The organism is Archangium gephyra (genome assembly GCF_042230915.1).
GTDB lineage: Bacteria > Myxococcota > Myxococcia > Myxococcales > Myxococcaceae > Archangium > Archangium gephyra_B.
In genome coordinates, this window is record NZ_CP102578.1 from 6,149,502 (window position 1) to 6,173,547 (window position 24,046).

The following is a 24,046-nucleotide window of genomic DNA, read 5'->3' on the forward strand; positions in this document are numbered from 1 at the left end:
CGCCGCGTCCTCCCACTCCCTGCGGGCTTCCTGGGCGGACTCGTCGCGAGGTCCGCGAAGGGCAGCGCGAACAGTCCACCTGGCCCAGGTCTCACGCTCCAAGGCGAGAGCAGCTTGCAGCCGCCGGACCGCGCCCTCCCATGCATCTCCCATCCGCGATGCAAGGTCTCGCGCTTCGGCGCTCATCGTCCACCTCCGCTGGACTTCGTCTCGTGGGCCTTCATGCCGCCACCGCTCCCCGCCGAAGCTCTTCTGCGGGCCAGCACGTCGGACACAAGCGCATGGAGCGCCGTTGGTTCCACTGCGTACCGGGCCGCGTGCGCGTGCAGCCCTCGCACCAGCTCGCTGGCAACTCGTCGACGATGACCAGGTCAGACTCGGGGAGCTGGTCGTGGAGATCCTCGCCGGCGTAGTCGCCGGCTATGCCCATCTCCTCTGCAACGGGCCTGCACTCGTCGCAGAGTCCCGAGCGCATCTCGTCGGCCATGATCCCCACTCCGCACTGACCACACCGCGGAGTAGCCTCCTCGTCATCCAGGTCCTCGCCGGCGGGCAGCGCCACCGCGGTGGCGGGGAGCTGCTCGTGGAGGTCCTCGCCGGCGGGCAGCGCCACCGCGGTGGCGGGGAGCTGCTCGTGGAGGTCCTCGCCGGCGGGCAGCTCCACCGCGGTGGCGGGGAGCTGCTCGTGGCGGTCCTCGCCGGCGGGCAGCTCCACCGCGGTGGCGGGGAGATGCTCGTGGCGGTCCTGGCGCCGCTTCGGCCGCCGAGGGCCCCGAGGAGTGGGCGTGCTCTCCCCGGGGAATAACCCGAGCTGTACGGGGACGTTGCCTCGCACCGGTGGGCCAGGGAGCAGGGTGCCCTGACTGGCGGCCCGAAACACCTCCAGCTTGGCCATCCGCCGTGACAGCGCGCGGCCGCGTTCGTGCCGCACTCGCGCATCTAGCTTCGAGAGCAACGCTTGTGCTCGCGATACCGCCGAGTGCGCCTCAAGCCGGGCCTGACTCATCCACGGGCCGGAGCCCTCCGAATCGTCGAGACCCTTTGCGGTGGCCTGGAGGTCCAGCACCCGCAGGGACTGCCGCGCTTCGTCCTCCACAGCCTTCGTCAGGTCCGGGTCAGCGGCGAGGTACTGCAGCCGGCGCGCCTCTTCGCGCCGGCGCAGCTCAGCGACGACCCGCGCGGTGTGCTCAAACATCGCGCGCCTCCTCGGGCAGCCGGAACGACCGGAGCCCGCCCCACTCGATGCGGGAGCCCATCGCCATCAGCTCGGCCGTGCGCGCCGTGACGGACCACAGACGCGGCCCCTTCCGGACATGCCCGCGCCGGCGCAGCCGCCGCAGCACGGCCAGCGCGCTCTTGATGCCAGTGCCTTCGCGCACGTCCCGCAGGGTCGACCCCGGGATGCAGTAGACGAACGCGAGCACCAGTGCCTCTTCGGCATTGAGCGCGCCGCTGGGCTTCTTCTTCGTGCGGCTAGCCATTGCTGGAGCCCCCCGTCCCGGCCGTCGGGCTCGGGTCCCTGGGAGCGAGTGACCTGCACCAGGACTGGTGCACGGGGTTGCCGTCCACACGCGAGGAGAGACACTCCGAGCACCGCCCGGCCGCAAGTGCTGGGCTCACGGGTGAGACGTCCCAACCGCGGCGGCCCTGCTCAACACGCAGCGCAGCGGCTGCGCTGCACTGCGCTGCCTTGAACGCAAGGTTTTCCGCATCCTCAGCGAGCTGCACCGCCAGCGGGTGCGCTCCCAGGTTCTGCGCCGCCATCGCGAGCCCCACGAGCTTATTTCCAAGCGTGCTCGCGTCTTGTGCCGCCGCGATGAGCTGCGCCACGAACTGCTCCAGGTCAGCCGCCATGAGGCACCCCCACCTTGAGCAAGCTCATCGTCAGCGCCACCCCGAGCCGCGTCAGGGCCTCCCTGATGCCGTGCTCGTGGGTGCAACTCGCGTGGAGCGGCACCATCACGAGTGCCTGGAGGTGCTCGTGCACCAGGGGCGCGGCGTGCCACTGGAGGCGGCCCGTCACCGCGGTAGCGCCGGCCACGTCACAGGCCGCGCAGATAACGGGAGGCGCGAGCCAGCGCGGAGCTACGGAGACGCTCACCCGGCGCGGCTGCCCATCGTCGGGCGGGTGCGCGTCCAGCATATGCATGAGCAGCGCGCCAACGTCGTCCGTCTCGAACTCGCACGAATCGCAACGATGGAGGCTCCCGCAGGCGTCAGCCATCCCCGCCGGCAGCTCCGCGCGAGGGGCACCCACGAGCGTGGCGACGTCGAGGCCCACCACGCCGGAGCGCTTCTTCACCAGCGGACGCCCGCAGCCGCACAGGGGCGGGTTGATGGTCCTCGCAACCGGCTGGCACGGACAGTCGCCGTAGGACAGCCGGCAGCCCTGGCACACCAGGACAATGGGCTCACTCACCGCCCACCTCCTCACGAGCGACGTGGGGCACATCGGCCTCCAGGGGGGCCACCTCGCACTCGCATGAGCCGGGCAGCTCGTCGCACCCGACGCACACCCACGCCCCGGGAACATCGTCTCCCTCGCCGGCGCCGGCGGTCATGTCCCAGCGCATAGAGCAGGAGCACGCGGAGCACGTGGGCACCGCGGCGGGGTTGCCACCGGGCGCGCGGTCCCGATTGAGCCACGCACCGCACGTGATGCACCGGTCAGGGTCGGACGGGTTCGGCTTGTGTCCGCCGAACATCGCGCACAGCGTTTGGAGGTCACGCGGCATGGACCACCCCCTGCGCCTTCAGCCAGCGGGAGACAGCCTCCGAACCCTGGCCCATGGCCACGAGCAGCGAGCCCACGAAAACGAGGTGCTCCCCGTAGAGTGCATTCAGCAGCTCCCCGAGCGTGAGCGTGCTCGCCTCGCTGTTCCACACGGCCCACGCAACCTGGAAGAGGGCGCGCTCGCCACTGCTCCAGGGGTTGGACTCGCGGAGTTGCAATGCCAGCTCTGTGGGGCCGCGCTCCGTCCACAGCTCCCCGGGGACGCTCTTCTTCGTGCGCGCGCAGACGACACGGCAGACCGCGACAAGCTGGGCGTCAGTCATGGCCCACCTCGTCCTGGTTCATCGCCAGCTCTGCCGCCGCTTCGGCCTGGCGCTCTTGCTCCAGCTCGGCGCGCTCAGTCTTCGACCGCTCGCGGCGCTCCACCTTCCGGAGCAGCTTCACCGCCTCCTCAGCGGCGGGGGCCGCCTCATCGAGCGCACCTCCCATCCGCGCCGTGCACACGAGCAGCTCGTTGAGCACAGCCGGAGGCACCGCCACGCTGGCCAGCGCATTGGCGAGGGCGTCCACCCACATCCGGAGGTCCTGCACAGCCCCCGAGATCGTCTGTGCATCCTTCAGCGCTTGAGCCGCCGGAGAGAGTGCAACGCTCGCCGCGGTCGACAGCTCCAGCACGACAGACACCGAGTGCCCGGTGGTGCGCTGGTGGCGCTCCGCATCATCCACGTTAACGGTGTTGAAGTGGCATCCAGGCCGACGGCACTTCGCCACGCCGTACGCTGCTGCCGCAGGTGCTACCTTCGAGTGCTTCTTCTTCGTTGCCATGGGTGAGTGGTCCCCACGCGGTGGGAAAAACAACGGGACCGGCCGCTGCTCTGAATGGAGAGCAGACCGACCGGGCCCGAAGCCGGGGGACCAACCCGCGCGCCGCTGGCCCCCAACGTCATCAATTCGTGTAGAGCGATGGCCGCCATCACGGGGCCCCCTCAAAAAGCTTTCCTTGGCGGGGCGCGGGCGGCCTCGCTGCCGTCAGCGGCAGCCGGCCCTGCGCCATGACACGCTCCAGGTCAGCGGCCGCTTGTCTCGCCCACGTCCGGGACCGCTCAATTCCCACGGCCTCTCTGCCGTGCAGCCATGCTGCCACCAGCGTCGAGCCGCCACCCGCAAAGGGGTCCAGAACGGTTTCAGTCGCAGCGGTGAAGTGAGCCACCAGCCACTTCACATGGTGAAGGTCCCGAGGGCATGGGTGCTGGCCGGCACGGGCCCGCGCACCGCGCCCGGCCATCGCCCGGCCTTTTGCGGTGACTTCTCCCGGGAGCACACGTCCCGAGGGAGCCCTGCGCTCACCGAAGACGTAGGCCGGGAGGGCACCATTGAGGATGGGGCCCTTGTACGTGGGGAACGCGTAGCGCAGCCAGCAGACGCGGACAAAGGGCATGCGCCGCGAGAGCCCCGACAGGAACCGGGGGTCTGAGGTGCAGCCGAGCATTATGACGGCGCGTCGCGCCACCCGGGGAAAGTGGCGAGCCACCTGTGCGAAGAGACGCCACGGGTTTCGCACCGCCCGAAACATCCCTGCGGGGGCATCAGGCCAGACTGGGTCCGTGATGATGGCGGTAGAGCGCCGCCGCAGCTCGAGGTCGGGAATCAGCGTGCGTGCGTCCCCGACGTAGAGGCGCACACCGTCCTGGCTGAAGTACGCACGCCTCACGGGCGGGCCTCACAGCCGACCGAACGAGGGACCGCGCACCCCGTCCCGTTAACTGGACGGTGCGTCTGATATTGTGCGTTATGTCAACTCGGCCCACGGGCTTCCCAAGGGTCCTCCCACCCGGGCCCCATGGGCTGTGACCGGCATGCCTCCCCCCGTCCTCCCAGGCCTGGGTCCGATCGCGACGAGCCGCGTCAATCGACGCGCTCCTGCACAAGTTGGAAATCAAAGGCCCACTCATGCGTTGCTGGGCCCGGGAATTTTCTCCCCGCTTGACCGGGACCGGCCGTTCCCAGGACAACCCCGCCGCATCGCTCTTCCGGCTCCCGGAAAGGAACTTCACCTCCATGAAGCGTCTTCTCATCGTGGCATCTCTCATCGGCGCTGCCCCCGCGCTCGCCGATGAGGGCATGTGGACGTACAACAACTTCCCCGCCTCCAAGGTCAAGGAGAAGTACGGCTTCGAGCCCTCCCAGCAGTGGCTCGACAAGGTCCGTCTGGCCTCGGCCAAGTTCGGTGGCGGTTGCTCGTCCAGCTTCGTCTCCCCGGACGGCCTGGTGATGACGAACCACCACTGTGCCCGTGGCTGCATCCAGCAGCTGTCCACCGCCAAGAAGGACTTCATCGCCAACGGCTTCTACGCCAAGACCCAGGCCGAGGAGCTCCAGTGCCCGGCCCTCGAGGTCAGCCAGCTCGTCGAGATCACCGACGTCACCGGCCAGCTCAACACCGCCACCCAGGGCCTCACTGGCAAGGCGTACGCCGACACCCTCAAGGCCGAGATGGCCAAGCTCGAGCAGGCCTGCACCAACGGCGCCCCGGACGTGCGCTGTGACGTGGTGACGCTCTATCAGGGCGGCAAGTACAACCTCTACCGCTACCAGCGCTTCCAGGACGTGCGCCTGGTGTTCGCCCCCGAGCACGCCATCGCCTTCTTCGGCGGCGACCCGGACAACTTCGAGTTCCCCCGGTACGACCTGGACGTCACCTTCGTGCGCGCCTACGGCAAGGACGGCAAGCCCGCGAAGAGCCCCAACTACTTCAAGTGGTCCGACAAGGGCGCCAAGGAAGGCGATCTCACCTTCGTCTCCGGCCACCCCGGAAAGACCTCGCGCGGCCTGACGGTGGCGCAGCTCGAGTACCTGCGCGACACCGGCCTGCCCAAGCAGCTCTTCAAGCTCTCGGAGATCCGCGGCATGGTCTCCGAGTTCCAGAACCGCGGCGCCGAGCAGAAGCGCATCTCCAGCAACCTGCTCTTCGGTGTGGAGAACGGCCTCAAGTCCACCAAGGGCAAGCACGAGCAGCTGGTCGACAAGGCCTTCTTCGCCCAGAAGGTCGCCGCCGAGCAGGAGCTGCGCGCCAAGGTCAACGCGGATCCGAAGATGAAGGCCAAGTACGGCAACGCCTGGGATGAGATCGCCCGCGCCCAGGACACCTTCCGCAACATCCGCAAGGACTACGAGAACATCGAGAACGGCTTCAACTCGCAGCTCTTCTACGTGGCCCGCACCCTGGTGCGCGCCGCCGACGAGCGCGCCAAGCCGGACACCGAGCGGCTGCGCGGGTACAACGAGGCCAACCTGCGCTCGCTCGAGATGCAGGTGATGAGCAAGGCCCCCGTCTACCCCGAGCTGGAGATCGCCCAGCTGACGTTCTCGCTCACGAAGATCCGCGAGGAGCTCGGCCCGGATCACCCGTTCGTCAAGAAGGTGCTCGGCAAGGAGTCCCCCGCGTCGCTGGCCACCCGCGTCATCAAGGGCTCGAAGCTGACCGACCTCAAGCTGCGCGAGCAGCTCTACAAGGGCGGCAAGCAGGCCATCGACGCCTCCAAGGATCCGATGATCCAGCTGGCGGCCCTGGTGGACCCGGACGGCCGCACCATCCGCAAGACGTACGAGGAGCAGGTCGAGGCCGTCATCCGCAAGAACAGCGAGCTGGTGGCCCAGGCGAAGTTCGAGGTCTACGGCACCGGCATCTACCCGGACGCCACGGGCACGCTGCGCCTGTCCTTCGGCTCCGTGAAGGGCTACACCGAGGACGGCAAGAAGGTGGACCCCATCACCGCCATGAGCGGCACCTTCGATCGCCACACCGGTGAGGATCCGTTCGCCCTGCCCAAGAGCTGGCTCGCCGCGCAGAAGGATCTGACGGCCACCACCCCGATGAACTTCGTCACCACCAACGACATCATCGGCGGCAACTCGGGCTCGCCTGTCATCAACAAGGACGCCGAGGTCGTCGGCCTGGTGTTCGACGGCAACATCCAGTCGCTCGGCGGTGACTACGGCTTCGACGAGAGCGTCAACCGCACCGTCGCCGTCCACAGCGAGGCCCTCATCGAGGCGCTCAAGAAGGTCTACAAGGCCGACCGCGTCCTCGAGGAGCTGCGCCCGGGCTCCACGCCCACCGTGAAGGCCAACCCCGGCATGTAGTCCGGCCGTAGGCCCGCTGAAGTCCCGCTGAAAGACGAAGGGGCTGCCCAGGTGAATCCGGGCAGCCCCTTTGTTCTTCCGCTCACCCTGCCCCGACTACTCCCACTCGATAGTAGCGGGCGGCTTGGAGGAGATGTCGTAGACGACGCGGTTGATGCCGCGCACCTCGTTGGTGATGCGCGTGGAGATGCGCTCAAGCACCGGGTACGGCAGCCGCGCCCAGTCCGCCGTCATGCCGTCCACGCTCGTCACCGCGCGCAGCACGCAGGTGGACTCGTAGGTGCGCTCGTCCCCCATCACACCCACGCTCTGCACCGGCAGCAGCACCGCGAACGCCTGCCACAGCTCCTTGTACAACCCCGCGTCCCGCACCTCCTGCTGGACGATCGCATCCGCGCGGCGCACCAGCTCCAGCCGCTCCTCGGTGATCTCCCCCAGCACCCGGATGGCCAGGCCCGGCCCCGGGAACGGCTGCCTCGACACCATCTCGTCCGGCAACCCCAGCTCGCGGCCCAGCGCGCGGACCTCGTCCTTGAAGAGCTCGCGCAGCGGCTCCACCAGCTTGAGGTTCATCTTCTCCGGCAGCCCACCCACGTTGTGGTGGCTCTTGATGGTGACGGACGGGCCCTTGTACGACACGGACTCGATCACGTCCGGGTACAGCGTGCCCTGCGCCAGGAACTCGGCGCCCTGCACGTCCCGCGCGGCCGCCTCGAACACCGTGATGAACTCGCGGCCGATGATCTTCCGCTTCTTCTCCGGATCCGTCACGCCGGCCAGCTCCGACAGGAAGCGCGCCCGCGCATCCACCGTCTTCAGCGGCACGTGGAAACGGTCCACGAAGAGCGCCTCCACCTGCTCGCGCTCGCCCTGCCGCAACAGGCCGTTGTCCACGAAGATGCACTGCAGCCGCGCACCCAGCGCCCGGTGCAGCAGCAGCGCCGCCACCGAGCTGTCCACGCCACCCGACAGCCCGCAGATGACCCGGCCGTGCTCGCCCACCTGGCGGCGGATGGCCTCCTCCGCCTCCTGGATGAAGCCCTTCATCGTCCAGCTCCCGCTCACCTTGCAGTCGGTGAACAGGAAGGCGCGCAGCATCTCCTTGCCCATCGGCGTGTGCACCACCTCGGGGTGGAACTGCAGGCCGTAGATGGGCTTGCTCTTGTGCGCCGCCGCCGCGTACGGCGAGTTGCCGCTGCGGCCAATCGCCTCGAAGTCCGGCGGCAACATGTCCACCCGGTCCCCGTGGCTCATCAACACCTTCACCCGCTCGCCCAGCTTGAAGCCCGCCAGGGGCCCGCGCGCCGACACCACCTCCAGCTCGGCCGAGCCGTACTCGCGGTGCGCGGAGCGGTCCACCCGGCCTCCCAGCAGCTTGGAGATCAGCTGCAGGCCGTAGCAGATGCCCAGCACCGGCAGCTCCGAGCTGAAGACGTAGGAATCGCACCGCGGCGAGCCCTCCGTCTCCACCGAGGCGGGGCCTCCGGAGAGGATGATGCCGCGCGGAGCGAACCGGCGGATGTCCTCCGCGGGGAGATCCGGACGGTGGATCTCACAGTACACGCCGAGCTCCCGCACCCGGCGGGCGATCAGCTGCGTGTACTGGCTCCCGAAATCGAGGATCAGGATCTTCTCAGCGTGAATATCCACACACTCTCCATGGGGGGCGCGCGTTGACGGATGCGGGCCTTATCGCTACAAACTTTCGGAAATCAACCATTAAGTCCCGCTCGAACTCGAAGAGGTCCTGGATGCGCCTGCCCGCCGTTGCAACCGTCCTGCTGCTGTCCGCCACCGGTTGCGTGAAGGAGATCTCCTCGGAGGAGCGTCTGGAGCGCGAGTCGCCGTCGCGTGCGTCGGCCGGGGACACCCCGGATGCCGAAGCGCTGGGCAAGGTCCACTGCGACGACACGGGGGATGTCCTCAACCAGGCCCGCAACGTCAACCGGCCGGAGACCGACCGGGTGATGAGCTACATCGACCTCTACACCTCGTTGATGAAGCGCAACGCCACCTTCGAGGAGGCGATGAACCGCAACCCGGACCTCAACTACACCGAGGGCAGCCAGAAGCTGGTGGCCGCCCGGGAGAACTGCATCCAGCAGACCGCGGATGTGAAGGTGGAGTTCGAGACCTACGTGCGCGAGCTGGTGGACGTGCCCACCGTGCAGGAGGTCAAGGGCGGCAACACCGTCACCGTGGCCCGGCTGGACTTCAACACCCTGCGCCAGGCGATCGAAACGCTCAACCCGGACGACAAGGAGCAGCTCATGTCGCGGGTGGTCAACGCGGAGAAGAAGGTGGCCCCCAAGGCCGAGGCGGAGGAGCCCGCCGCCGCCCCCAGCCGCAAGCGCGGCAAGTAGCCGCTCGCGGCCCTCCGGCCCGCCCAGGCGCCCTACTCCACCCGGTAGTTGGGCGCCTCCTCGGTGATGATCACGTCGTGCACGTGGCTCTCCTTGAGCCCGGCCGACGTAATCCGCACGAACTCCGCCTTGGTCCGCAGCTCCTCGATGGTGCCGCAGCCCACGTAGCCCATGCCGCTGCGCAGCCCACCCAGCATCTGGTGGATGTTCATCCCCAGGCTGCCCTTGTACGGCACGCGGCCTTCGATGCCCTCGGGCACCAGCTTCACCGCCTCCACGTCCGACTGGAAGTAGCGGTCCTTGGCGCCCTGCTTCATCGCCCCCATCGAGCCCATGCCGCGGTAGCTCTTGTAGCTGCGGCCCTGGTACAGGATGACCTCGCCCGGCGCCTCCTCGGTGCCCGCGAAGAGCGAGCCGATCATCACCGTGCTCGCCCCGGCCGCCAGCGCCTTGACGATGTCGCCGGAGTACTTGATGCCGCCATCGGCGATGACGGGCACGCCGTGCTTGTCCGCCTCGCGCGCGCAGTCGTCGATCGCCGTCAGTTGGGGCACGCCCACGCCCGCCACCACGCGCGTGGTGCAGATGGAGCCGGGGCCGATGCCCACCTTCACCGCGTCCACGCCCGCCTCGATGAGCGCCCGGGTGGCGGCCGCCGTGGCCACGTTGCCGGCGATCAGCTCGAAGCCGCGGAAGTTCTTCCGCGTGTCGCGCACCGCCTCGATCACGCCCTTGGAGTGGCCATGCGCCGTGTCGATGACGATGACGTCCACGCCAGCCTTCACCAGCGCGTCGATGCGGGCCTCACGGTCCGCCGAGGCGCCCACCGCGGCGGCGCACAGCAGCCGGCCCTTGGCGTCCTTGGCCGCGTTGGGCCGCGTCCGGCGCTTCTCCATGTCCTTGATGGTGATGAGGCCCCGGAGCTCGAACTGCTCGTCGACGATCAGCAGCTTCTCGATGCGGTGCTCGTGCAGCAACTGCTGGGCGTCCGTCTGGCTGATGCCCTCGCGGCCGGTGACGAGCTTGCGCGTCATCACCGCCTCCACCTTCTGGCCCAGGTCCGTGACGAAGCGCACGTCGCGGCTGGTGACGATGCCCACCAGCTTGCGGCCCTGCACCACCGGAATGCCGGAGATGTTGTACTGGCGCATCAGCTCGATGGCCCGGGCCAGCGGCACCTGCGGCTCGACGGTGATGGGATCCACCACCATCCCACTCTCGAACTTCTTCACCTTCATCACCTCGAGCGCCTGCTGCTCGGGGGTCATGTTCTTGTGGATGACCCCGATGCCGCCCTCCTGCGCCATGGCGATGGCGGTACGGGCCTCGGTCACGGTGTCCATCGCCGCGGAGAGCAGCGGGATGTTGAGCCGCAGGTTGCGGGTCAACCGGGTCGTGAGATCGGCGTCCTTGGGAAGAATGGCGCTCTCGGCCGGCTGGAGCAGCACGTCATCGAAGGTCAGCGCGAGCCGGACGTCGGAGGTCAGCATGGGGGCTCCCGGGAGCTGCGGGTCATGCCCGCGGTGAAGCCGCTTCCATAAGGGGTGAAAGCCAGGGGCGCAACGATCAAAACCGCCTTTTCACTGCCCGTCTCCCTGGCATGCAGGCGATTGATGTTAGGATTGGCGCGTGACACAGCCACACAGCACCACCAAGGGAGAAGCCATCGGGTTGGTCGTCAAGTTGCCCTTCGCGACCCCCGAGGAGTTCGTGGCGAAGTACGGAGCCAACGTCACCCGCGGCGGCATCTATCTGCGCGCGAAGACGGTGAAGCCTCCCGGTTCCACGGTCACCCTGGATCTCAAGCTGGCCGACGGCTCGCGCATCATCCACGCCACCGCCGTCATCCACTTCGTCACCGGCCAGGCCGGCCAGGGCGTCTCCGGCATGGGGTTCCGCTTCCTCACCGTGGACCCCGCCACCCAGCGGTTCCTCGACTCCGCGATCGCTCCCCTGCCGCACGCGCAGTCGCCCCTTCCCCCTCTCCCCGCTGGGGTGGGACCCGCCGATGAGACGATCCCCCCGGGCATGCAGCCACCCCCAGCGCTGACGGATGCGCCAGCGGTCGCTCCCGCGCTCACTCCCGATCCTGGGCAGGAGATGTTGATCCCCGCCCACACCCCGTGGCCCGGGACCATCGCCGCGTTCACCCCGGAAGCGCACACGCCCCAGCCCGGCGCCGTGCCCTCCACGCCTCCTCCCGCGCTCACCCCCGTGGAGAGCCCGGCCGTTGCAGTGGCGCCGCCGCCCCGGCCTCCCGCGCCGCCCTCGGGTAGCCGCCCCGCGCCTCCTCCCGAGCCCACCCAGACGCTCTCCCCCTCGGCCACGCCGGTGGTCCCGAGCGCCCCCGCCTTCGAGGCTCCCACCGAGGAGCCCAAGCGCACCGGGCCCATCATCGGCATCGACCTGGGGACGACCAACTCCTGCGCCGGCTTCGTGCGCCAGAGCAAGCCGGCCGTCCTGCACAGCCGCGAGGGGCACAACACCGTGCCCTCCATCCTCGCCCTCAACGCCCGCGGCAAGCTCGTGGTGGGCCACCCCGCCAAGGGGCAGATGCTCACCAACCCCCGGCAGACCGTCTACGGCGCCAAGCGCCTCGTGGGCCGTCCCTACGAGTCCCCCATCGTCCAGCAGATCAAGGACCGCTTCGCCTATGAGATCGCCCCCGGCGACAACGGCGAGGCGGCCGTGCGGCTCGGGGATCGCGTCTACAGCCTGCAGCAGATCTCCGCGCTCATCCTCCGCGAGGTGAAGGAGGTGGCGCAGAACCAGCTCGGCCAGCCCGTCTCGCGCGCCGTCGTCACCGTCCCCGCCTACTACAACGACAACCAGCGCCAGGCCGTGCGCGAGGCCGGCCGGCTCGCCGGGCTCCACGTCGAGCGCATCCTCAACGAGCCCACCGCCGCCGCGCTCGCCTACGGCTTCGGCCGCAAGCTCACCCAGCGCGTGCTCGTCTACGACCTGGGCGGCGGCACCTTCGACGCCTCCGTGCTCGAGCTCAAGGACACCCTCTACGAGGTCGTCTCCACCGGCGGCGACACCTTCTTGGGTGGCATCGACTTCGACACCGCCATCGTCGAGTACCTGATGGAGCAGTTCCGTCAGCAGACCGGCCTCTCCATCCAGTTGGATCGCGTGGCCATGCAGCGGATCCAAGACGCCGCCGAGCGCGCCAAGTGCTCGCTCTCCGAGCGCTCCCAGGTCCGCGTCCACGTGGCCTTCCTCACCATGGTCGACGGCAAGCCCGTGGACCTCGACGTCTCCCTCACCCGCGAGAAGCTCGTCGAGCTCACCGAGGAGCTCGTCAACCGCACCCTCCAGGTCTGCGCCGACGTGCTCGACGTCAAGGGCCTCACCCCCAAGGACATCGACGAGGTCATCCTCGTGGGCGGCCAGAGCCGCTCGCCGCTCGTCCACGAGAAGATCAACTGGTTCTTCGGCAAGGCCCCCACCAAGAACGTGCACCCGGACGAGGCCGTGGCGCTCGGCGCCGCCCTGCTCGCCCACAGCCTGGCCCAGAACGAGGGCGTCCAGCTCATCGACGTGCTGCCCATGGCCATCGGCGTGGGCCTGCCCGGCGGCCGCTTCAAGCCCGTGCTCGAGCGCAACGCCCCCCTGCCCGCCACCAAGGGCTACCAGCTCTCCACCAGCCGCGAGGATCAGGAGGAGATCGATCTCATCATCCTGCAGGGAGACTCGGAGCGCGCCGTGGAGAACGAGTACCTGGGCACGCTGAAGATCTCCGGCCTGCCCTCGGGGCCTCGCGGCTCGGTGAAGGTGTCCGTCACCTTCGAGGTGAACAGTGAGTGCATCCTCACCGTGACCGCCCGCGAGCAGACCAGCGGCCTCGAGGTGATGAACGTCTTCACCACCCGCGACAACCCCGAGCAGGTGAAGGCGAAGCTCGGGCCCAACCACCCGACCCAGCCCGAGCCTCCTCCCATGGCGCGGCGGCAGTCGCTGCCGGGCATGCCCGCCGTCGGCGGCGCTCCGATACCGAGGCCCACCGCGGCCCAGCCCGTGGCCCTGCCCATCGCCATCGCCGCGACCGCTCGCGACGTGGCCCCGGGTGGACTCGTGGGCTGGTTGAAGCGGATCCTCGGACGCGCGTGAGCCGGACAGGGGGACCCCGTTCTTCGGGTCCTTCCCTTCCGGCTCACAGGGGGACTACACGGGATTCAGGCACCCTCACCCCGTCCCTCTCCCGAGGGGAGAGGGGATATTGGCGGTGTGTGACTCGCGGTGTTTTGAGGGGGTCCTCAGTCGCGGATCGGCAGACGATCCGTACCGGAGGGCTTGTCCGCCAGCTCGAACACGGGGGCCGCGGCCGACTGCACCTCGGAGGCCGCCGCCGCACCCGTCAACAGGTGCGCGGGCACCGGCGAGGCCTTCACCGCCGCCTCCAGCGTCGCCCCACGCAGCGCCGCCAGCCGCTTCCGCCACAGGAACACCCCCAGCCCCACCACCGCCAGGGTGCCGAACACCACCAGCTGCCCCTCCTTCATCCGGTCGATCGCGTAGTCCAGCTTGTCGCCGAAGTGGAAGCCGAGCCACACGAAGAACGGCGCGGACAGCAGCGCCGCCAGCCCGTCCCAGAAGAGGAAGCGCCAGTAGGACATGCCCGCGGAGCCGGCGCTGAAGTACGTCACCGCACGCACCCCAGGCATGAAGCGCGCAATCATCACGATCTTCTGCCCGTGCAGCGCGAACAGCCCCTCCACCCGCGCCCGCTTCTCGGGGGTGATGAACTTGCCGAGAAACCCGGTGGGAGTGGTAGAGCGTCCCACCTTCGAGCCCAACCGACGGCCGGCATAGAAGATGAGGCTGTCACCGACGAGGATGCCCAGGAAGCCGATCAACATCATCACCGACAGGCTCGCCGCGCCCTTGTGAGCGAGGAAGCCGCCGAGGATGAGCGAGACGTCCTCGGGCAGGGGCACGCCGAGCCCACATGCCACCAGGATGCCGAACACGGTGGCATAGGCGAGGAAGCCGTGGGTACTGCCCAGCAGGTTGGTGAGGAATTCTTGCACGCTCGTCTCTCTGTCACGTCCGGGGAGACCAGGCAGGCATCGTCATCCGAGCCCAGGCCTCCAGCGCCCCCGCATCAACCGGGTACGCGTCGTCAAAACTCCGAGCCCCCTAGCCGACTCATAATCTCCAGGCACGTCCGCTGCTCGGAGTGCGAACGCCTGGGCCTCCGTCCGTGCGCCCGGCTGCTCCTCAACGGGCGAGGTATGTGCGTGTGGGTGTCTCGAAAGTCCCTGGCTTCATCCGCGAGGAAGGTAGCACGGCGCGCAAGGGGGGGTGCTTCAAGTCTTTCCCACGAGCGACTTCATGGCTTCCCGGTTGTCCCGGACCTTCTGGCCAAAGTGGCTCACGATCCCCATCAGCAGCTTCATGCAGGCCTGGGGCTTCTGGATGGTGAGCTTCTGGAAGTCCGCGTGACGGATCTCCACCGCCGTCACGTCCGTCATGGCCACGGCGGTGCACAGCCGCTCGCCCTTCTGGATGAGCGTCAGTTCGCCCAGGGGCTCTCCAGCCACCACATCCCCGAGCGTCACGTCCTCGCCCGCGGTGTTCTTCGCACTCAGCCGCACCGTGCCGTCCCCGACAATGAAGAGGGACTCGCCCGGACGGTTCTCCAGGAACAGGGCCGATCCCTTGGGAAAAGCCCGCGCAACCCCGATGGCGGCGAAGATCTGGATGCCGACGTCGGTGAAATCCTTGAAGAGCGGTGAAGCTTTGAGTGCGGCTGCAACCTCCATGCGAGGTGGTCCTAACACGCACGCTGGCGGGCGTCACGTTAACGGCTGGCCCGGTGGTCGGCCGCCGTACGGACGTAATGCTTCGCGGACTCGAGCAGGAAGCTCCGCTCCTCGTCGGTGATGGCCCGCTTCACCTTGCCTGGAGAGCCCACCACCAGCGAGCCCGGGGGAACCTTCGTCCCCGGTGTCAGCAGCGAGCCGGCGCCGATGATGCAGTCGTCGCCGATCTCCACCCCGTCCATGACGATGGCGCCCATGCCCACCAGCACCCGGTTGCCCACCGTGCACCCGTGCAGCACCACGTGGTGCCCCACCGTCACGTCGTCGCCGATGGACGTCGAGAAGCGCTCGCTCGTGACGTGGATCATCGAGAGGTCCTGGATGTTGGTCCTCCGGCCGATGCGGATGGGGTTCACGTCCCCCCGCAGCACCGAGTTGAACCACACCGAGGTGTCCTCCCCCAGCTCCACGTCCCCGATGACCTGCGCCGAGTCTTCCACGAAGCAGCTCGGGTGGACGCGTGGGGTCTGATCTCGGAAACGGCGCAGGGCCATGGGTGCTCCAGTGGGGGATACGAGGGGGGAACCCGCTCGGGACGGATACCCTCACCCCGACCCTCTCCCGAGGGGAGAGGGAGTTGAGGCTCAGGCCACGTCAGCCACGACGCACGAGACGTCGGGGCCCGGGAGATCCGCGGGCGGCACCACCACCGGCTGGCTCAGCACCACCGTCTGCTTGCCCGACAGCTGGTTCGGCGTGGCGCTCTCCACCAGCACCTTCACGAACGCCCCCGCCGGCGCGTCGCCTTCGAAGTTCACCGTGCGGTTCTCCGGCGTCCGCCCGAAGCGCTTCGCCGGGTTGTAGCGCGAGTGGCCCTCCACCATCACCTCCACCTCCAGCCCCACCTGCGACGCCGTGTGCTCCCCGCTGATGCGCCGCTGGATCTTCTGCAGCCGCTCCAGCCGCTCGATCTTCACCTCGTGCGGCACCGGACCCCACTCGTCCTCCTTCAGCGCCGCGCCCGTCTTCGGCCGGGGGCTGTAGATGAACGAGAACTGGTTCTCGTAGCGCACCTTCTCCGTCAGCTCGAGCGTGAGCGCGAAGTCCTCCTCCGTCTCACCCGGGAAGCCCACGATGATGTCCGTCGTCACCGCGATGCCCGGCCGCGCCGCGCGTAGCTTCTCCAGCCGCTCCAGGTACTGCACCACCGTGTAGTCGCGCCGCATCCGCTTGAGCACCGGATTCGAGCCGCTCTGCACCGGCAGGTGGAAGTGCGGCATGATCTTCGGCTGCGTCCGGAAGGCCTCGATCAGCTCGTCGGACAGGTCGTGCGGGTGGCTCGTGGTGAAGCGCACGCGCTCGATGCCCGGCACCTCCGCCGTGCGCAGCAGCAGCTGCGCGAAGCTCACGCCGCCCTGGTACGAGTTCACGTTCTGCCCGATCAGCGTCACCTCGCGCACGCCCACCTTCGCCAGGTCCGCCACCTCGGCGAGCACCTCCGGGAAGGCCCGGCTCACCTCGCGGCCCCGCGTGTGCGGCACCACGCAGAAGGAGCAGACGTTGTCGCAACCCTTCATCACCGTGACGAACTCGGTCACCTTGCCGCGGCTCGTCTCGGGATCCGCGCGCGGGAAGACGTACTCCTCCGAGTCCACCCAGGCCGTCTCCACCACGCGCTCGCGCTCGCCCTGCACACGGCCGATGATGTCCGGCAGCTTGGCGATCGAGTCCGGGCCGAACACGAAGTCCAGGTAGGGCACCTTCTTGAGGAGCTTGTCCTTCTCCTGCTGCGCCACGCACCCGCCGACGCCCAGCAGCGTGCCCCGCGCCAGCTTCACCGTGCGGTAGCGGCCCAGCGCCGACAGCATCTTGTCCTCGGCCTTCTCCCGGATGGAGCAGGTGTTGAGGATGATGAGGTCGGCCTCCTCCGCCACCGGCGTGGGCCGGTATTCCAGCTTGCCGAGTACCTCGCTCATGCGGAGCGAGTCGTTGACGTTCATCTGGCAGCCGAAGGTGTGGATGAAGTAGCGCTTCATGGGTCTTTCCGTACGGAGAACGGGCTCTTATCCGACGAGCCCCGGCGGATTGCAATGGTTCCAGCGCCCTGGCGGGCAGGAGGGCGAGCCCCCCTAGGCCCGGGTGAGGGCCTTCTGCATCCGGGTATGGAGGGCCACCAGGTGGTCCTCGCGCTGGTTGAGCAGGTCGATCGCCTCCTGGCCGTAGCGCCGGGCCAGGGGCTCCAGGTCCTCGATGCGGCGCAGCTCGTCCCGGGCCTTGCCGGCCTTCTCGGCCGAGATGCCATCCGACTGCTGCTCCAGCTCCGCCAGCCGGGTGCGCAGCCGGCGCGCCGTCCAGCGCTGGCCGCAGTAGGCGCGCAGCATCGAGTTGCCCAGTTCCACCACCTTCACCGCCAATCCGGACGCCTTCAGCCCGAGCTCGTGCGCGGTGGTGAGCGCGTGGGCCTCCCCCCGCGGCGCCTGCTCCACGTGGGAGAGGAAGGCCTCCTGGTAGCGGATGAGGCCCTGCAGATCGGCCTCGGTAAGGGCATGGGCGGCGAACCGCAGCGTGCGGGAGTCGGCGGCCCCCATGGCACTGGCCTGCGACACATCGAGATCATCGAACATGGAACGGGACATGGGTGTCTCTCTCAGGCGGGCACGAGCTGCTCCGCGATGCGGGACAGATCGGCCACGGAGTTCACCACCACCGTCTGGTGGCACTCCTTCGAATAGGTGAGCATCTCGCTGTCCCCGAAGCCCCAGTTGGGACGGTCCTCGGGGCAGATCCACAAGAGCCGCTTGCACTTCTGCTTCAGGTCCTTGAGGGCCCAGGCGTTGTTGGCGTTGTAGTTGTTGCGGCCGTCTCCGATGATCATCACCGTGGTGCGGCGCGTGATGCTGCCGAGCTGATCCCTCGTGAACATGGCGAGCGCGCGGCCGTAGTTGGAGTTGGCGGTGAGCGAGACGGCCTGCCCCATGGTGGCCAGGTCGATCGCCTTGTCCACCTCCTGCTCCTTGAAGTACTGCGTCACGTCGCCCACGTCCGACACGAAGACGAACGAGCGCACGCGCACGAAGAGCGACTGCAGCGTGTACGTGAAGAGCAGCATCATCCGCGAGGCGTTGCGCACCGAGTCCGAGACGTCGCAGAGGACGACGACCTCGGGGCGCTCGGGGCGGCGGGCGCGGAACTGGGGCACCATGGGCACCCCACCCCACGGCAGGTTGCGGCGCAGCGTGCGGCGCACGTTGAGCGTCCCCTTCCGCTTCGAGCGCGCCTTGCGGATCAGCCGGGCCTTGAGCTTCTCGGCCAGCGTCTTCACCGCCGACTCCATCTGGTTCACCTCGGCCTGGCTGAGCTGGTGCAGCGGCTTGTCCACCACCCCGCCCGTGGGCTTGCGGATGCGCGCCTCGGCCTGGCGCTTCACCTCGCGCCGCGCCGCGTCCTCCACCTTGCGCATGGCCTCGGCCACGTGGCGCGAGACGATCTCCACCCCCTCCACCGGCAGGCCCCGCTTGCGCAGCTCGTCCTCGAGCACCTTCAGCTCCGAGCGCGCCCGATCCATCCCCGCCGCCACCATCAGCCGCCGCGAGAAGAAGCCCGTCTGCATCGAGCTCTGCATCTGCGACAAGTCGAGCTGCAGCGTGGCCGAGCGGAAGATCTGCGCCAGCCGCGCCCGGTCCCCCATGAGGGCCGCCTGGGCCAGCGGGGACAGCTCGGGGAAGAGCTGGTTCATCTGGAACAGGAGCATCGTCAGGTTGTCGCCCTCGATGAGCCCCTGCTCCTGGATCTGCTGGGCCAGGGACTTGTCGAGCGCCTCGAACGTCTTGGCCGCCCCCGAGAAGAAGAAGTCGAAGGCCCGGTTGAAGACGTCCACGTCCTGCTGGCGCTTCACCAGCGTGGTGCGCAGCACCGAGCGGAAGATGGTCTTGTCCTGGAGGCCCACCTCGGCGGTGGCTCGCGCGGCATCCGAGACCTCGGACGTGCTCACCCGCACCCCGTTCTGGCGGAGGACCTCGGCGAACTCGACGATGCGTGCGTCCATGTGGTCGTAAACCCCTTACCCCAGCGTTCTACCAGTCTCCATCCCGCCCGGCCTTCCCATCCTCCCAACCTGTCACGGGGCCCTCAATCCTCTTGTCGCACCCGGCTCGGAAGCGGGAGGCGAACCCTCGTTCTCTCAGCGAGCGGCCCCGTGCTCCTGTATACCCGGGCGCGCAGAAAACCCGAGGGAGACCTTCATGCCAACAGCCGTCGTCACCGGAGCGGGCATCCGGATCGGCAAGGCCATCGCCCTGGCGCTGGCCGAGGTGGGCTACGACCTGGCCCTGCACGTCCACCGTTCGACCGAGGGAGCCGAGGAGGTCGCCGCCAAGGCCCGCGCCCTGGGACGCACCGCCACCGTCTACCGCGCCGACCTGGGAGCCCCCCGAGAGCTGGAGTCGCTGGCGGCCACCCTGCGCCAGGTCCACCCGGCCATCGACGTGCTCGTCAACAACGCGGGCATCTTCGAGCGGATCGCCTTCGAGCACATCACCCGGGAGCACTACCACCGGATGATGGGAATCAACCTGGAGGCGCCCTTCTTCCTCACCCAGGCGCTGCTCCCGGCGCTGCGAGCCGCGCCCCAGCCGCTCGTCGTGAACCTCACCGACATTGGCGCCGAGCGGGTGGAGAGCCACTACGCCCACTACTCCGCCAGCAAGGCCGGGCTGATCACCCTCACCCGGGCCCTGGCGGTGGAGCTCGCGCCCAAGGTGCGGGTCAACGCCATCTCCCCAGGCACGGTCGTCTTCCCCGAGGACTTCGACGAGGCCGCCCAGCAGGCCACGCTCGCCCGCATCCCCCTCGGACGGGTGGGCTCGGCCGAGGACATCGCCCGCACCGTGGTCTTCCTGGCCCGCGAGGCGCCCTATATCTCCGGACAGGTGATCGCCGTGGATGGAGCCCGGAGCGCCCAGCTATGAACCGCCCCTTCTCCGACAGCGTCTCGGCCCTCCCGCGTGACGCCCAGGGCCGTCCGCTGGACGTCATCGAGCTGCGCCAGATCTCCGTGCAGTGCATCGTCGGCGTCTACCCCGCCGAGCGCGGCACGCCCCAGCCGCTGGAGCTCGACGTGGCGCTCTACCTGGACACCCGGAAGGCCGCCTCTGCTGGCAGCCTCCGCGACACGGTGGACTACGGGCGGCTGGCCGGGGAGCTGCGCTTCCTGCTGGAGACGGCCGACTTCCGCATGCTCGAGACGGCCGCCGAGGCCCTCTGCCGCTACATCCTCGCCCCGCCGACGGAGGACTCGGCGCGGGCCCCGGTGCGGGCCGTCACCCTGCGGCTGTCCAAGCCCGAGGCCCTGGCCGGTGCCGGACTGGCCTCGCTGCAGGTGCACCGCGCCGCGGACGAGTACCAGTTCGAGAAGGAGGAGAAGCCCTTCGGGCGGGTGGACATCGTCTTCCAGGACGAGCACGTGGGCATCTACCGGCTGCGCATCGCCCCGGGCCGCACCATCCCCACGCACGAGCACCGGGTGATGAACGAGGCCGAGCTGGTGCTGGGCCACGGGCTGCTGCTCCAGGGCCGGCCGGTGCTGGCGGGCACGGGCTTCCGGTGGCCGAAGCACCTGCCGCACCGCTACGACAACCCGAGGGCGCTCGAGCAGACGGTGCTGTGCGTGGACCGTCCGGCCTTCCTCCCCGGGGACGAGGTGGAGGTGCCCGAGCCTCCCGGTGGACTGGTGCCGGTGGAGGGCCGGGCGTACTACCCGGCGGCGGCGAGCACCCCGGAAGCGGAGAGCGAGCGGTGGTGAGCACGCGGCCCGTGGGAACCCGGAAGGTGCTGGTGACGGGCGGGGGAAGCGGGATTGGGCTCGCGGTGGCCGAGGTGCTGCTGCGGGCGGGAGGCCAGGTGGCGCTGAGCGCGCGCCGGGCGGCTCGGCTGGAGGCGGTGGTGCGAGCCTGGCCCGGTCAGGCGGTGGCCCTGCCCTGCGATCTCTCCTCCCCTTCCGAGCGCGCGGGGCTGCTGGCGAGGGCGCGTGAAGCGCTGGGCGGGCTGGACGGACTGGTGCACTCGGCGGGGGTGGTGGAGCACCAGCCGCCCGGGCACATCTCCGAGGAGGCGCTGCGGGCCCAGCTGGAGATCAACCTGGTGGCCCCACTGCGCCTGGGCGAGGAGGCGCTGTCGGTGCTGGAGGACGGTGGAGGCATGGTGTTCATCTCCTCCACGCTGGCGATGCGGCCGCTGACCACAAGCGCGGCCTACAGCGCGGCCAAGGCCGGGATGCTGGCGGCGATGCGCTCACTGGCCCTGGCGGGGGCGGCGCGGCGCATCCGGGCCAACGCGGTCTGCCCGGGAGTGGTGGACACGGAGATGGTCCGGGCCCCGCGCCTGAATCCCGGCGAGCCGCCTCCCGAGGCCGAGGAGCTCGAGCGGAGGGTCTCCGCCCAACTGTCCACGCTGGGGGCGCTGCACCCGCTGGGACGGCTCGGCAAGCCCGAGGAGGTGGCCGACGCGGTGGTGCACCTGCTGGCGGCACCATGGACCACCGGCAGCGAGCTGGTGATCGACGGAGGACTGCTGCTGCGGGAGTGAGCACCTGCGCCGCTGGACGCGTTCGCGCGAAGCGGTTGGCTCTTTCCGATGAAGGGCCTGCGTGCTGGAGAGGTCCAGGCTGGATGTATCCACTCCGTGGGTTCTGCTCCGGTCTCCCTAAAAAAGGCTCCGACGCCCTCACATTCGCCCACCGCGTGCTCCAAATAGAGAGGAAGAGGGGCGCATCAGCGGTCCGGGCTGCTGGCATGTCCGCACACCCAGCTCCGGCGAGCATGCCCGCTCGTCGAGCCTGCGCACGGAAGCACCATCCATTATGGAGGAATGAGATGCCGTCAATTCTTGACGGGGGCAACGAGGTCCCACCACCCGTTGGCGGAGGAAGGATCGCTCCAGGGTCCACGCTCGCCAGGCGGATTGGCTTGCGTGTCGAGACCCAGAAGCACGATCAGTGGTGCTGGGCGGCCATCGCGGTCAGCATCAGCCAATACTACGAGAAGCAGGCCAGCCCCTGGACCCAATGCATGCTGGCGAACCGGGAGCTGGGAATGGCCGCGGACTGCTGCGTGGAGGGCGATTCGTGCAACACCTCCTGGTATCTCGAGCGAGCCCTGAACCGGGTCGGGCACTACCGAGAGTATCGAAAGCTCGTCCCTACCAGCTCGCAGTTTCCATTGATCAAGCAGGAGCTGGATTCAGGCCGCCTCCCCTGTGTCCGTGTCAGCTGGAGGAAGAGCACGGAAGGTCATTTCCTGCTGATCACCGGCTATATCACCGACCACCAGAACGGACGCTGGCGTGAGTTCCTGGACGTCAGCGACCCGCGCTACGGCTCGGATACACGCACGCTCGAGTATTCCCACCTCATGTCCAGATACCGGAGCATCGGAGTCTGGACCCATACCTACTTGACCTTGTGAGCTTGCCATGGCGCTCCACCTGCATGAACTGCCCAGGGTCATTCGGGCCATGTTCGAAGAGGCGATCATCCAGGAGATCTGCGTTCTTCCCAGCGTGTCCGAGGTGCTCTGCGCACCCAAGCCCGTCATTCTCTCCGCTCCCATCCCCTTCCATGTCCTGGACCTCGAGGAGTTCTCGTATCTCATCACCCAGACCCTTCACGGCGAGGGCCTGAGGTGGCGGGAGCCCACCGGCTGGAGATTCCTGCTCATGCGCAAGAACGCGATGCCGCATACGGCAGTGGGGTATGCGGACGTGGCCCTCGATCTGGAATCGAACTCGGCGCAGTTTCTCCAGGTGAGCTGCGGACAGGGCGCGTTCTGGATGGCCCAGGCCATCGAACAGGCGGAGGGGACCAGCGAGGTCAAGGCCAAGGACTTCGATCTCTCGATCCTGGAGATACCCGCCCTTTCCCTCGATGCGCTCTGGCTTCAGGGGCACGCCTCGGGAGGTAGCTTCCTGGTGCCGCTGAGGCCCGCCTACCACGACCTGAACGCGGCACAGCTCTATCCAGCCGCAGATCTGCTCAAGCGCTTGTACGAGGTCGCCGTCAACCAGCCCAGGATGAACAACGCGCCCTGGGACGAACCGACCGATCCCCTGCCAGCCAGTGAACAGGTGTACCAAATCTGAGTGCCGGGCCTCCGATGACCGTGCCCGCATGACCGGGAGGAGCAATGAAGAACAATCCGTGGGGCACCATTGAAGGCCGGAAGGAACTCTTCTCTGGGGTTCTGGGCGGCATCCTGGTCCTTGGGCTCGTTGCCTCATTCATTGGCGCCTGGATCAAGATCGACAACCCCGAGACGTTCGCGCGAGCCAAGGACCTGGTCCAGTACGCGTCGAGCATCGCCGCGGTGGTGATTGGCTATTACTTTGGGGCTGTACAATCCAGGACCGGAGCCGCGGCCGCGCACTCCGAGGCGGCGGCCGCACGGGCCCGGCTCGAGATGGCCGACGCCGCCGTCGACAACGCCATCGACAAGTACGAGATGCGCGGAGGCGCTGCACCGGGCTCTCCCCCCCAAGCGCACGACGAGGCCTACGACATCCTCCGGGCCTACAGCGACAAGCGCGAGAAGCTGGCCCATCGCGGCGGGGCTGGGCAGGCAACCGGAAGAATGACGCCCCCGCTCCTGACGCGGCCCGCTGAAGAACGTTAGTCGTTCTCGCCGCGGTAGATGCAGCCGGAGGTGCAGGTCTCCCGCACCATCACCTGGGAGAGCTGGGGCAGACGCGGCCGCACCCGCTGCCAGATCCACCGCGCCAGGTTCTCGCTGGTGGGGTTGGACAGCCCCTCGATCTCATTGAGGTAGTAGTGATCGAGCTGGGCCTGGATCGGCTTGAAGGCCTCGGAGAGGTCGGCGAAGTCCATCACCCAACCCGAGTCCGCCCCCACCGGGCCCTGCACATGCAGGGTCACGCGGTAGGAGTGGCCGTGCAACCGGGCGCACTTGTGCCCCGGGGGCACATTGGGGAGGCGATGGGCCGCCTCGAAGGTGAACTCCTTGAAGATCTCCAAAACAGACTCCTGTGCG

25 protein-coding genes are annotated in these 24,046 nt (G+C 68.6%); 9 read left to right on the forward strand and 16 right to left on the reverse strand.

What is annotated here, in order from left to right:
• Positions 1–220: 220 nt before the first annotated feature.
• From NR798_RS24105 to NR798_RS24135, 7 genes are all read right to left on the reverse strand, one after another.
• Positions 221–1,195 carry a hypothetical protein gene (locus NR798_RS24105; protein ID WP_375764822.1) on the reverse strand — a complete coding sequence of 325 codons (975 nt, stop codon included), beginning with the start codon at positions 1,193–1,195 and terminating at the stop codon, positions 221–223.
• Positions 1,188–1,481 carry a hypothetical protein gene (locus NR798_RS24110; RefSeq protein ID WP_375764823.1) on the reverse strand — a complete coding sequence of 98 codons (294 nt, stop codon included), beginning with the start codon at positions 1,479–1,481 and terminating at the stop codon, positions 1,188–1,190. The genes NR798_RS24105 and NR798_RS24110 overlap by 8 nt, the downstream gene beginning before the upstream one ends.
• A 362-nt stretch (positions 1,482–1,843) precedes the next feature.
• The gene (locus NR798_RS24115) at positions 1,844–2,419 is read right to left on the reverse strand and encodes a hypothetical protein (protein WP_375764824.1); all 576 of its coding nucleotides are present in this window, start codon (positions 2,417–2,419) and stop codon (positions 1,844–1,846) included.
• The gene (locus tag NR798_RS24120; RefSeq protein ID WP_375764825.1) at positions 2,412–2,735 is read right to left on the reverse strand and encodes a hypothetical protein; all 324 of its coding nucleotides are present in this window, start codon (positions 2,733–2,735) and stop codon (positions 2,412–2,414) included. Before NR798_RS24120 ends, NR798_RS24115 begins: the two co-directional genes overlap by 8 nt.
• The gene (locus NR798_RS24125; protein WP_375764826.1) at positions 2,725–3,057 is read right to left on the reverse strand and encodes a hypothetical protein; all 333 of its coding nucleotides are present in this window, start codon (positions 3,055–3,057) and stop codon (positions 2,725–2,727) included. Before NR798_RS24125 ends, NR798_RS24120 begins: the two co-directional genes overlap by 11 nt.
• Complete coding sequence (locus tag NR798_RS24130) at positions 3,050–3,559, reverse strand: hypothetical protein (RefSeq protein ID WP_375764827.1); 510 nt, start codon at positions 3,557–3,559, stop codon at positions 3,050–3,052. The genes NR798_RS24125 and NR798_RS24130 overlap by 8 nt, the downstream gene beginning before the upstream one ends.
• A 148-nt stretch (positions 3,560–3,707) precedes the next feature.
• Positions 3,708–4,307, reverse strand: coding sequence for a DNA methyltransferase (locus NR798_RS24135; RefSeq protein WP_375773817.1), 600 nt, complete (start codon positions 4,305–4,307; stop codon positions 3,708–3,710).
• A gap of 485 nt (positions 4,308–4,792) precedes the next feature.
• Between NR798_RS24135 and NR798_RS24140 the strand changes: the two genes are divergently transcribed.
• Complete coding sequence (locus tag NR798_RS24140) at positions 4,793–6,877, forward strand: S46 family peptidase (protein WP_375764828.1); 2,085 nt, start codon at positions 4,793–4,795, stop codon at positions 6,875–6,877.
• Positions 6,878–6,973: 96 nt separating this feature from the next.
• Here the strand turns inward: NR798_RS24140 and guaA are convergent, their stop codons facing one another.
• Entirely contained in the window at positions 6,974–8,527 is a 1,554-nt protein-coding gene (gene guaA / locus NR798_RS24145) for a glutamine-hydrolyzing GMP synthase (RefSeq protein WP_375764829.1), read from the reverse strand.
• A 101-nt stretch (positions 8,528–8,628) separates the two neighbouring features.
• On the opposite strand from guaA, the gene NR798_RS24150 reads away from it, so the two are divergent.
• On the forward strand, positions 8,629–9,240 hold the full coding sequence (locus NR798_RS24150; protein WP_375764830.1) for a hypothetical protein: 612 nt from the start codon (positions 8,629–8,631) through the stop codon (positions 9,238–9,240).
• 32 nt (positions 9,241–9,272) lie between these two features.
• Here the strand turns inward: NR798_RS24150 and guaB are convergent, their stop codons facing one another.
• Positions 9,273–10,730, reverse strand: coding sequence for an IMP dehydrogenase (guaB, locus tag NR798_RS24155; RefSeq protein ID WP_375764831.1), 1,458 nt, complete (start codon positions 10,728–10,730; stop codon positions 9,273–9,275).
• Between the two features lie 139 nt (positions 10,731–10,869).
• On the opposite strand from guaB, the gene NR798_RS24160 reads away from it, so the two are divergent.
• Positions 10,870–13,353 (forward strand): TIGR02266 family protein, encoded by a 2,484-nt coding sequence (locus tag NR798_RS24160; RefSeq protein ID WP_375764832.1) that lies wholly within the window; start codon positions 10,870–10,872, stop codon positions 13,351–13,353.
• 146 nt (positions 13,354–13,499) lie between these two features.
• On the opposite strand, the gene NR798_RS24165 is transcribed toward NR798_RS24160, so the two are convergent.
• The 6 genes from NR798_RS24165 to NR798_RS24190 form a co-directional block, all read right to left on the reverse strand.
• Complete coding sequence (locus NR798_RS24165) at positions 13,500–14,273, reverse strand: DedA family protein (RefSeq protein WP_375764833.1); 774 nt, start codon at positions 14,271–14,273, stop codon at positions 13,500–13,502.
• A 279-nt stretch (positions 14,274–14,552) separates the two neighbouring features.
• Positions 14,553–15,008 carry a Crp/Fnr family transcriptional regulator gene (locus tag NR798_RS24170; RefSeq protein ID WP_375764834.1) on the reverse strand — a complete coding sequence of 152 codons (456 nt, stop codon included), beginning with the start codon at positions 15,006–15,008 and terminating at the stop codon, positions 14,553–14,555.
• A 38-nt stretch (positions 15,009–15,046) separates the two neighbouring features.
• Entirely contained in the window at positions 15,047–15,562 is a 516-nt protein-coding gene (locus NR798_RS24175) for a gamma carbonic anhydrase family protein (protein ID WP_375764835.1), read from the reverse strand.
• Positions 15,563–15,652: 90 nt separating this feature from the next.
• Positions 15,653–17,044 carry a tRNA (N6-isopentenyl adenosine(37)-C2)-methylthiotransferase MiaB gene (miaB, locus tag NR798_RS24180; RefSeq protein WP_375764836.1) on the reverse strand — a complete coding sequence of 464 codons (1,392 nt, stop codon included), beginning with the start codon at positions 17,042–17,044 and terminating at the stop codon, positions 15,653–15,655.
• A gap of 93 nt (positions 17,045–17,137) precedes the next feature.
• Positions 17,138–17,644 (reverse strand): hypothetical protein, encoded by a 507-nt coding sequence (locus tag NR798_RS24185; protein WP_375764837.1) that lies wholly within the window; start codon positions 17,642–17,644, stop codon positions 17,138–17,140.
• Positions 17,645–17,655: 11 nt separating this feature from the next.
• Complete coding sequence (locus tag NR798_RS24190) at positions 17,656–19,053, reverse strand: VWA domain-containing protein (protein WP_375764838.1); 1,398 nt, start codon at positions 19,051–19,053, stop codon at positions 17,656–17,658.
• 196 nt (positions 19,054–19,249) lie between these two features.
• Here NR798_RS24190 and NR798_RS24195 point away from each other — a divergent pair, with 196 nt between their 5' ends.
• From NR798_RS24195 to NR798_RS24220, 6 genes are all read left to right on the forward strand, one after another.
• Positions 19,250–19,975, forward strand: a complete 726-nt coding sequence (locus tag NR798_RS24195; RefSeq protein WP_375764839.1) for an SDR family NAD(P)-dependent oxidoreductase — start codon at positions 19,250–19,252, stop codon at positions 19,973–19,975.
• A complete protein-coding gene (locus NR798_RS24200) occupies positions 19,972–20,808 on the forward strand; it encodes a dihydroneopterin aldolase (RefSeq protein ID WP_375764840.1) in 837 nt (278 codons plus the stop codon). Before NR798_RS24195 ends, NR798_RS24200 begins: the two co-directional genes overlap by 4 nt.
• An 11-nt stretch (positions 20,809–20,819) precedes the next feature.
• The gene (locus tag NR798_RS24205; protein ID WP_375764841.1) at positions 20,820–21,590 is read left to right on the forward strand and encodes an SDR family NAD(P)-dependent oxidoreductase; all 771 of its coding nucleotides are present in this window, start codon (positions 20,820–20,822) and stop codon (positions 21,588–21,590) included.
• A 380-nt stretch (positions 21,591–21,970) separates the two neighbouring features.
• Positions 21,971–22,468 (forward strand): hypothetical protein, encoded by a 498-nt coding sequence (locus NR798_RS24210; protein ID WP_375764842.1) that lies wholly within the window; start codon positions 21,971–21,973, stop codon positions 22,466–22,468.
• 7 nt (positions 22,469–22,475) lie between these two features.
• Positions 22,476–23,141: a hypothetical protein gene (locus NR798_RS24215; RefSeq protein ID WP_375764843.1), complete on the forward strand. Its 666-nt coding sequence runs from the start codon at positions 22,476–22,478 to the stop codon at positions 23,139–23,141.
• A gap of 44 nt (positions 23,142–23,185) precedes the next feature.
• Entirely contained in the window at positions 23,186–23,671 is a 486-nt protein-coding gene (locus NR798_RS24220) for a hypothetical protein (protein ID WP_375764844.1), read from the forward strand.
• Here the strand turns inward: NR798_RS24220 and queD are convergent.
• The gene (gene queD, locus NR798_RS24225; RefSeq protein WP_375764845.1) at positions 23,668–24,030 is read right to left on the reverse strand and encodes a 6-carboxytetrahydropterin synthase QueD; all 363 of its coding nucleotides are present in this window, start codon (positions 24,028–24,030) and stop codon (positions 23,668–23,670) included. The genes NR798_RS24220 and queD overlap by 4 nt on opposite strands.
• Positions 24,031–24,046 lie beyond the last annotated feature (16 nt).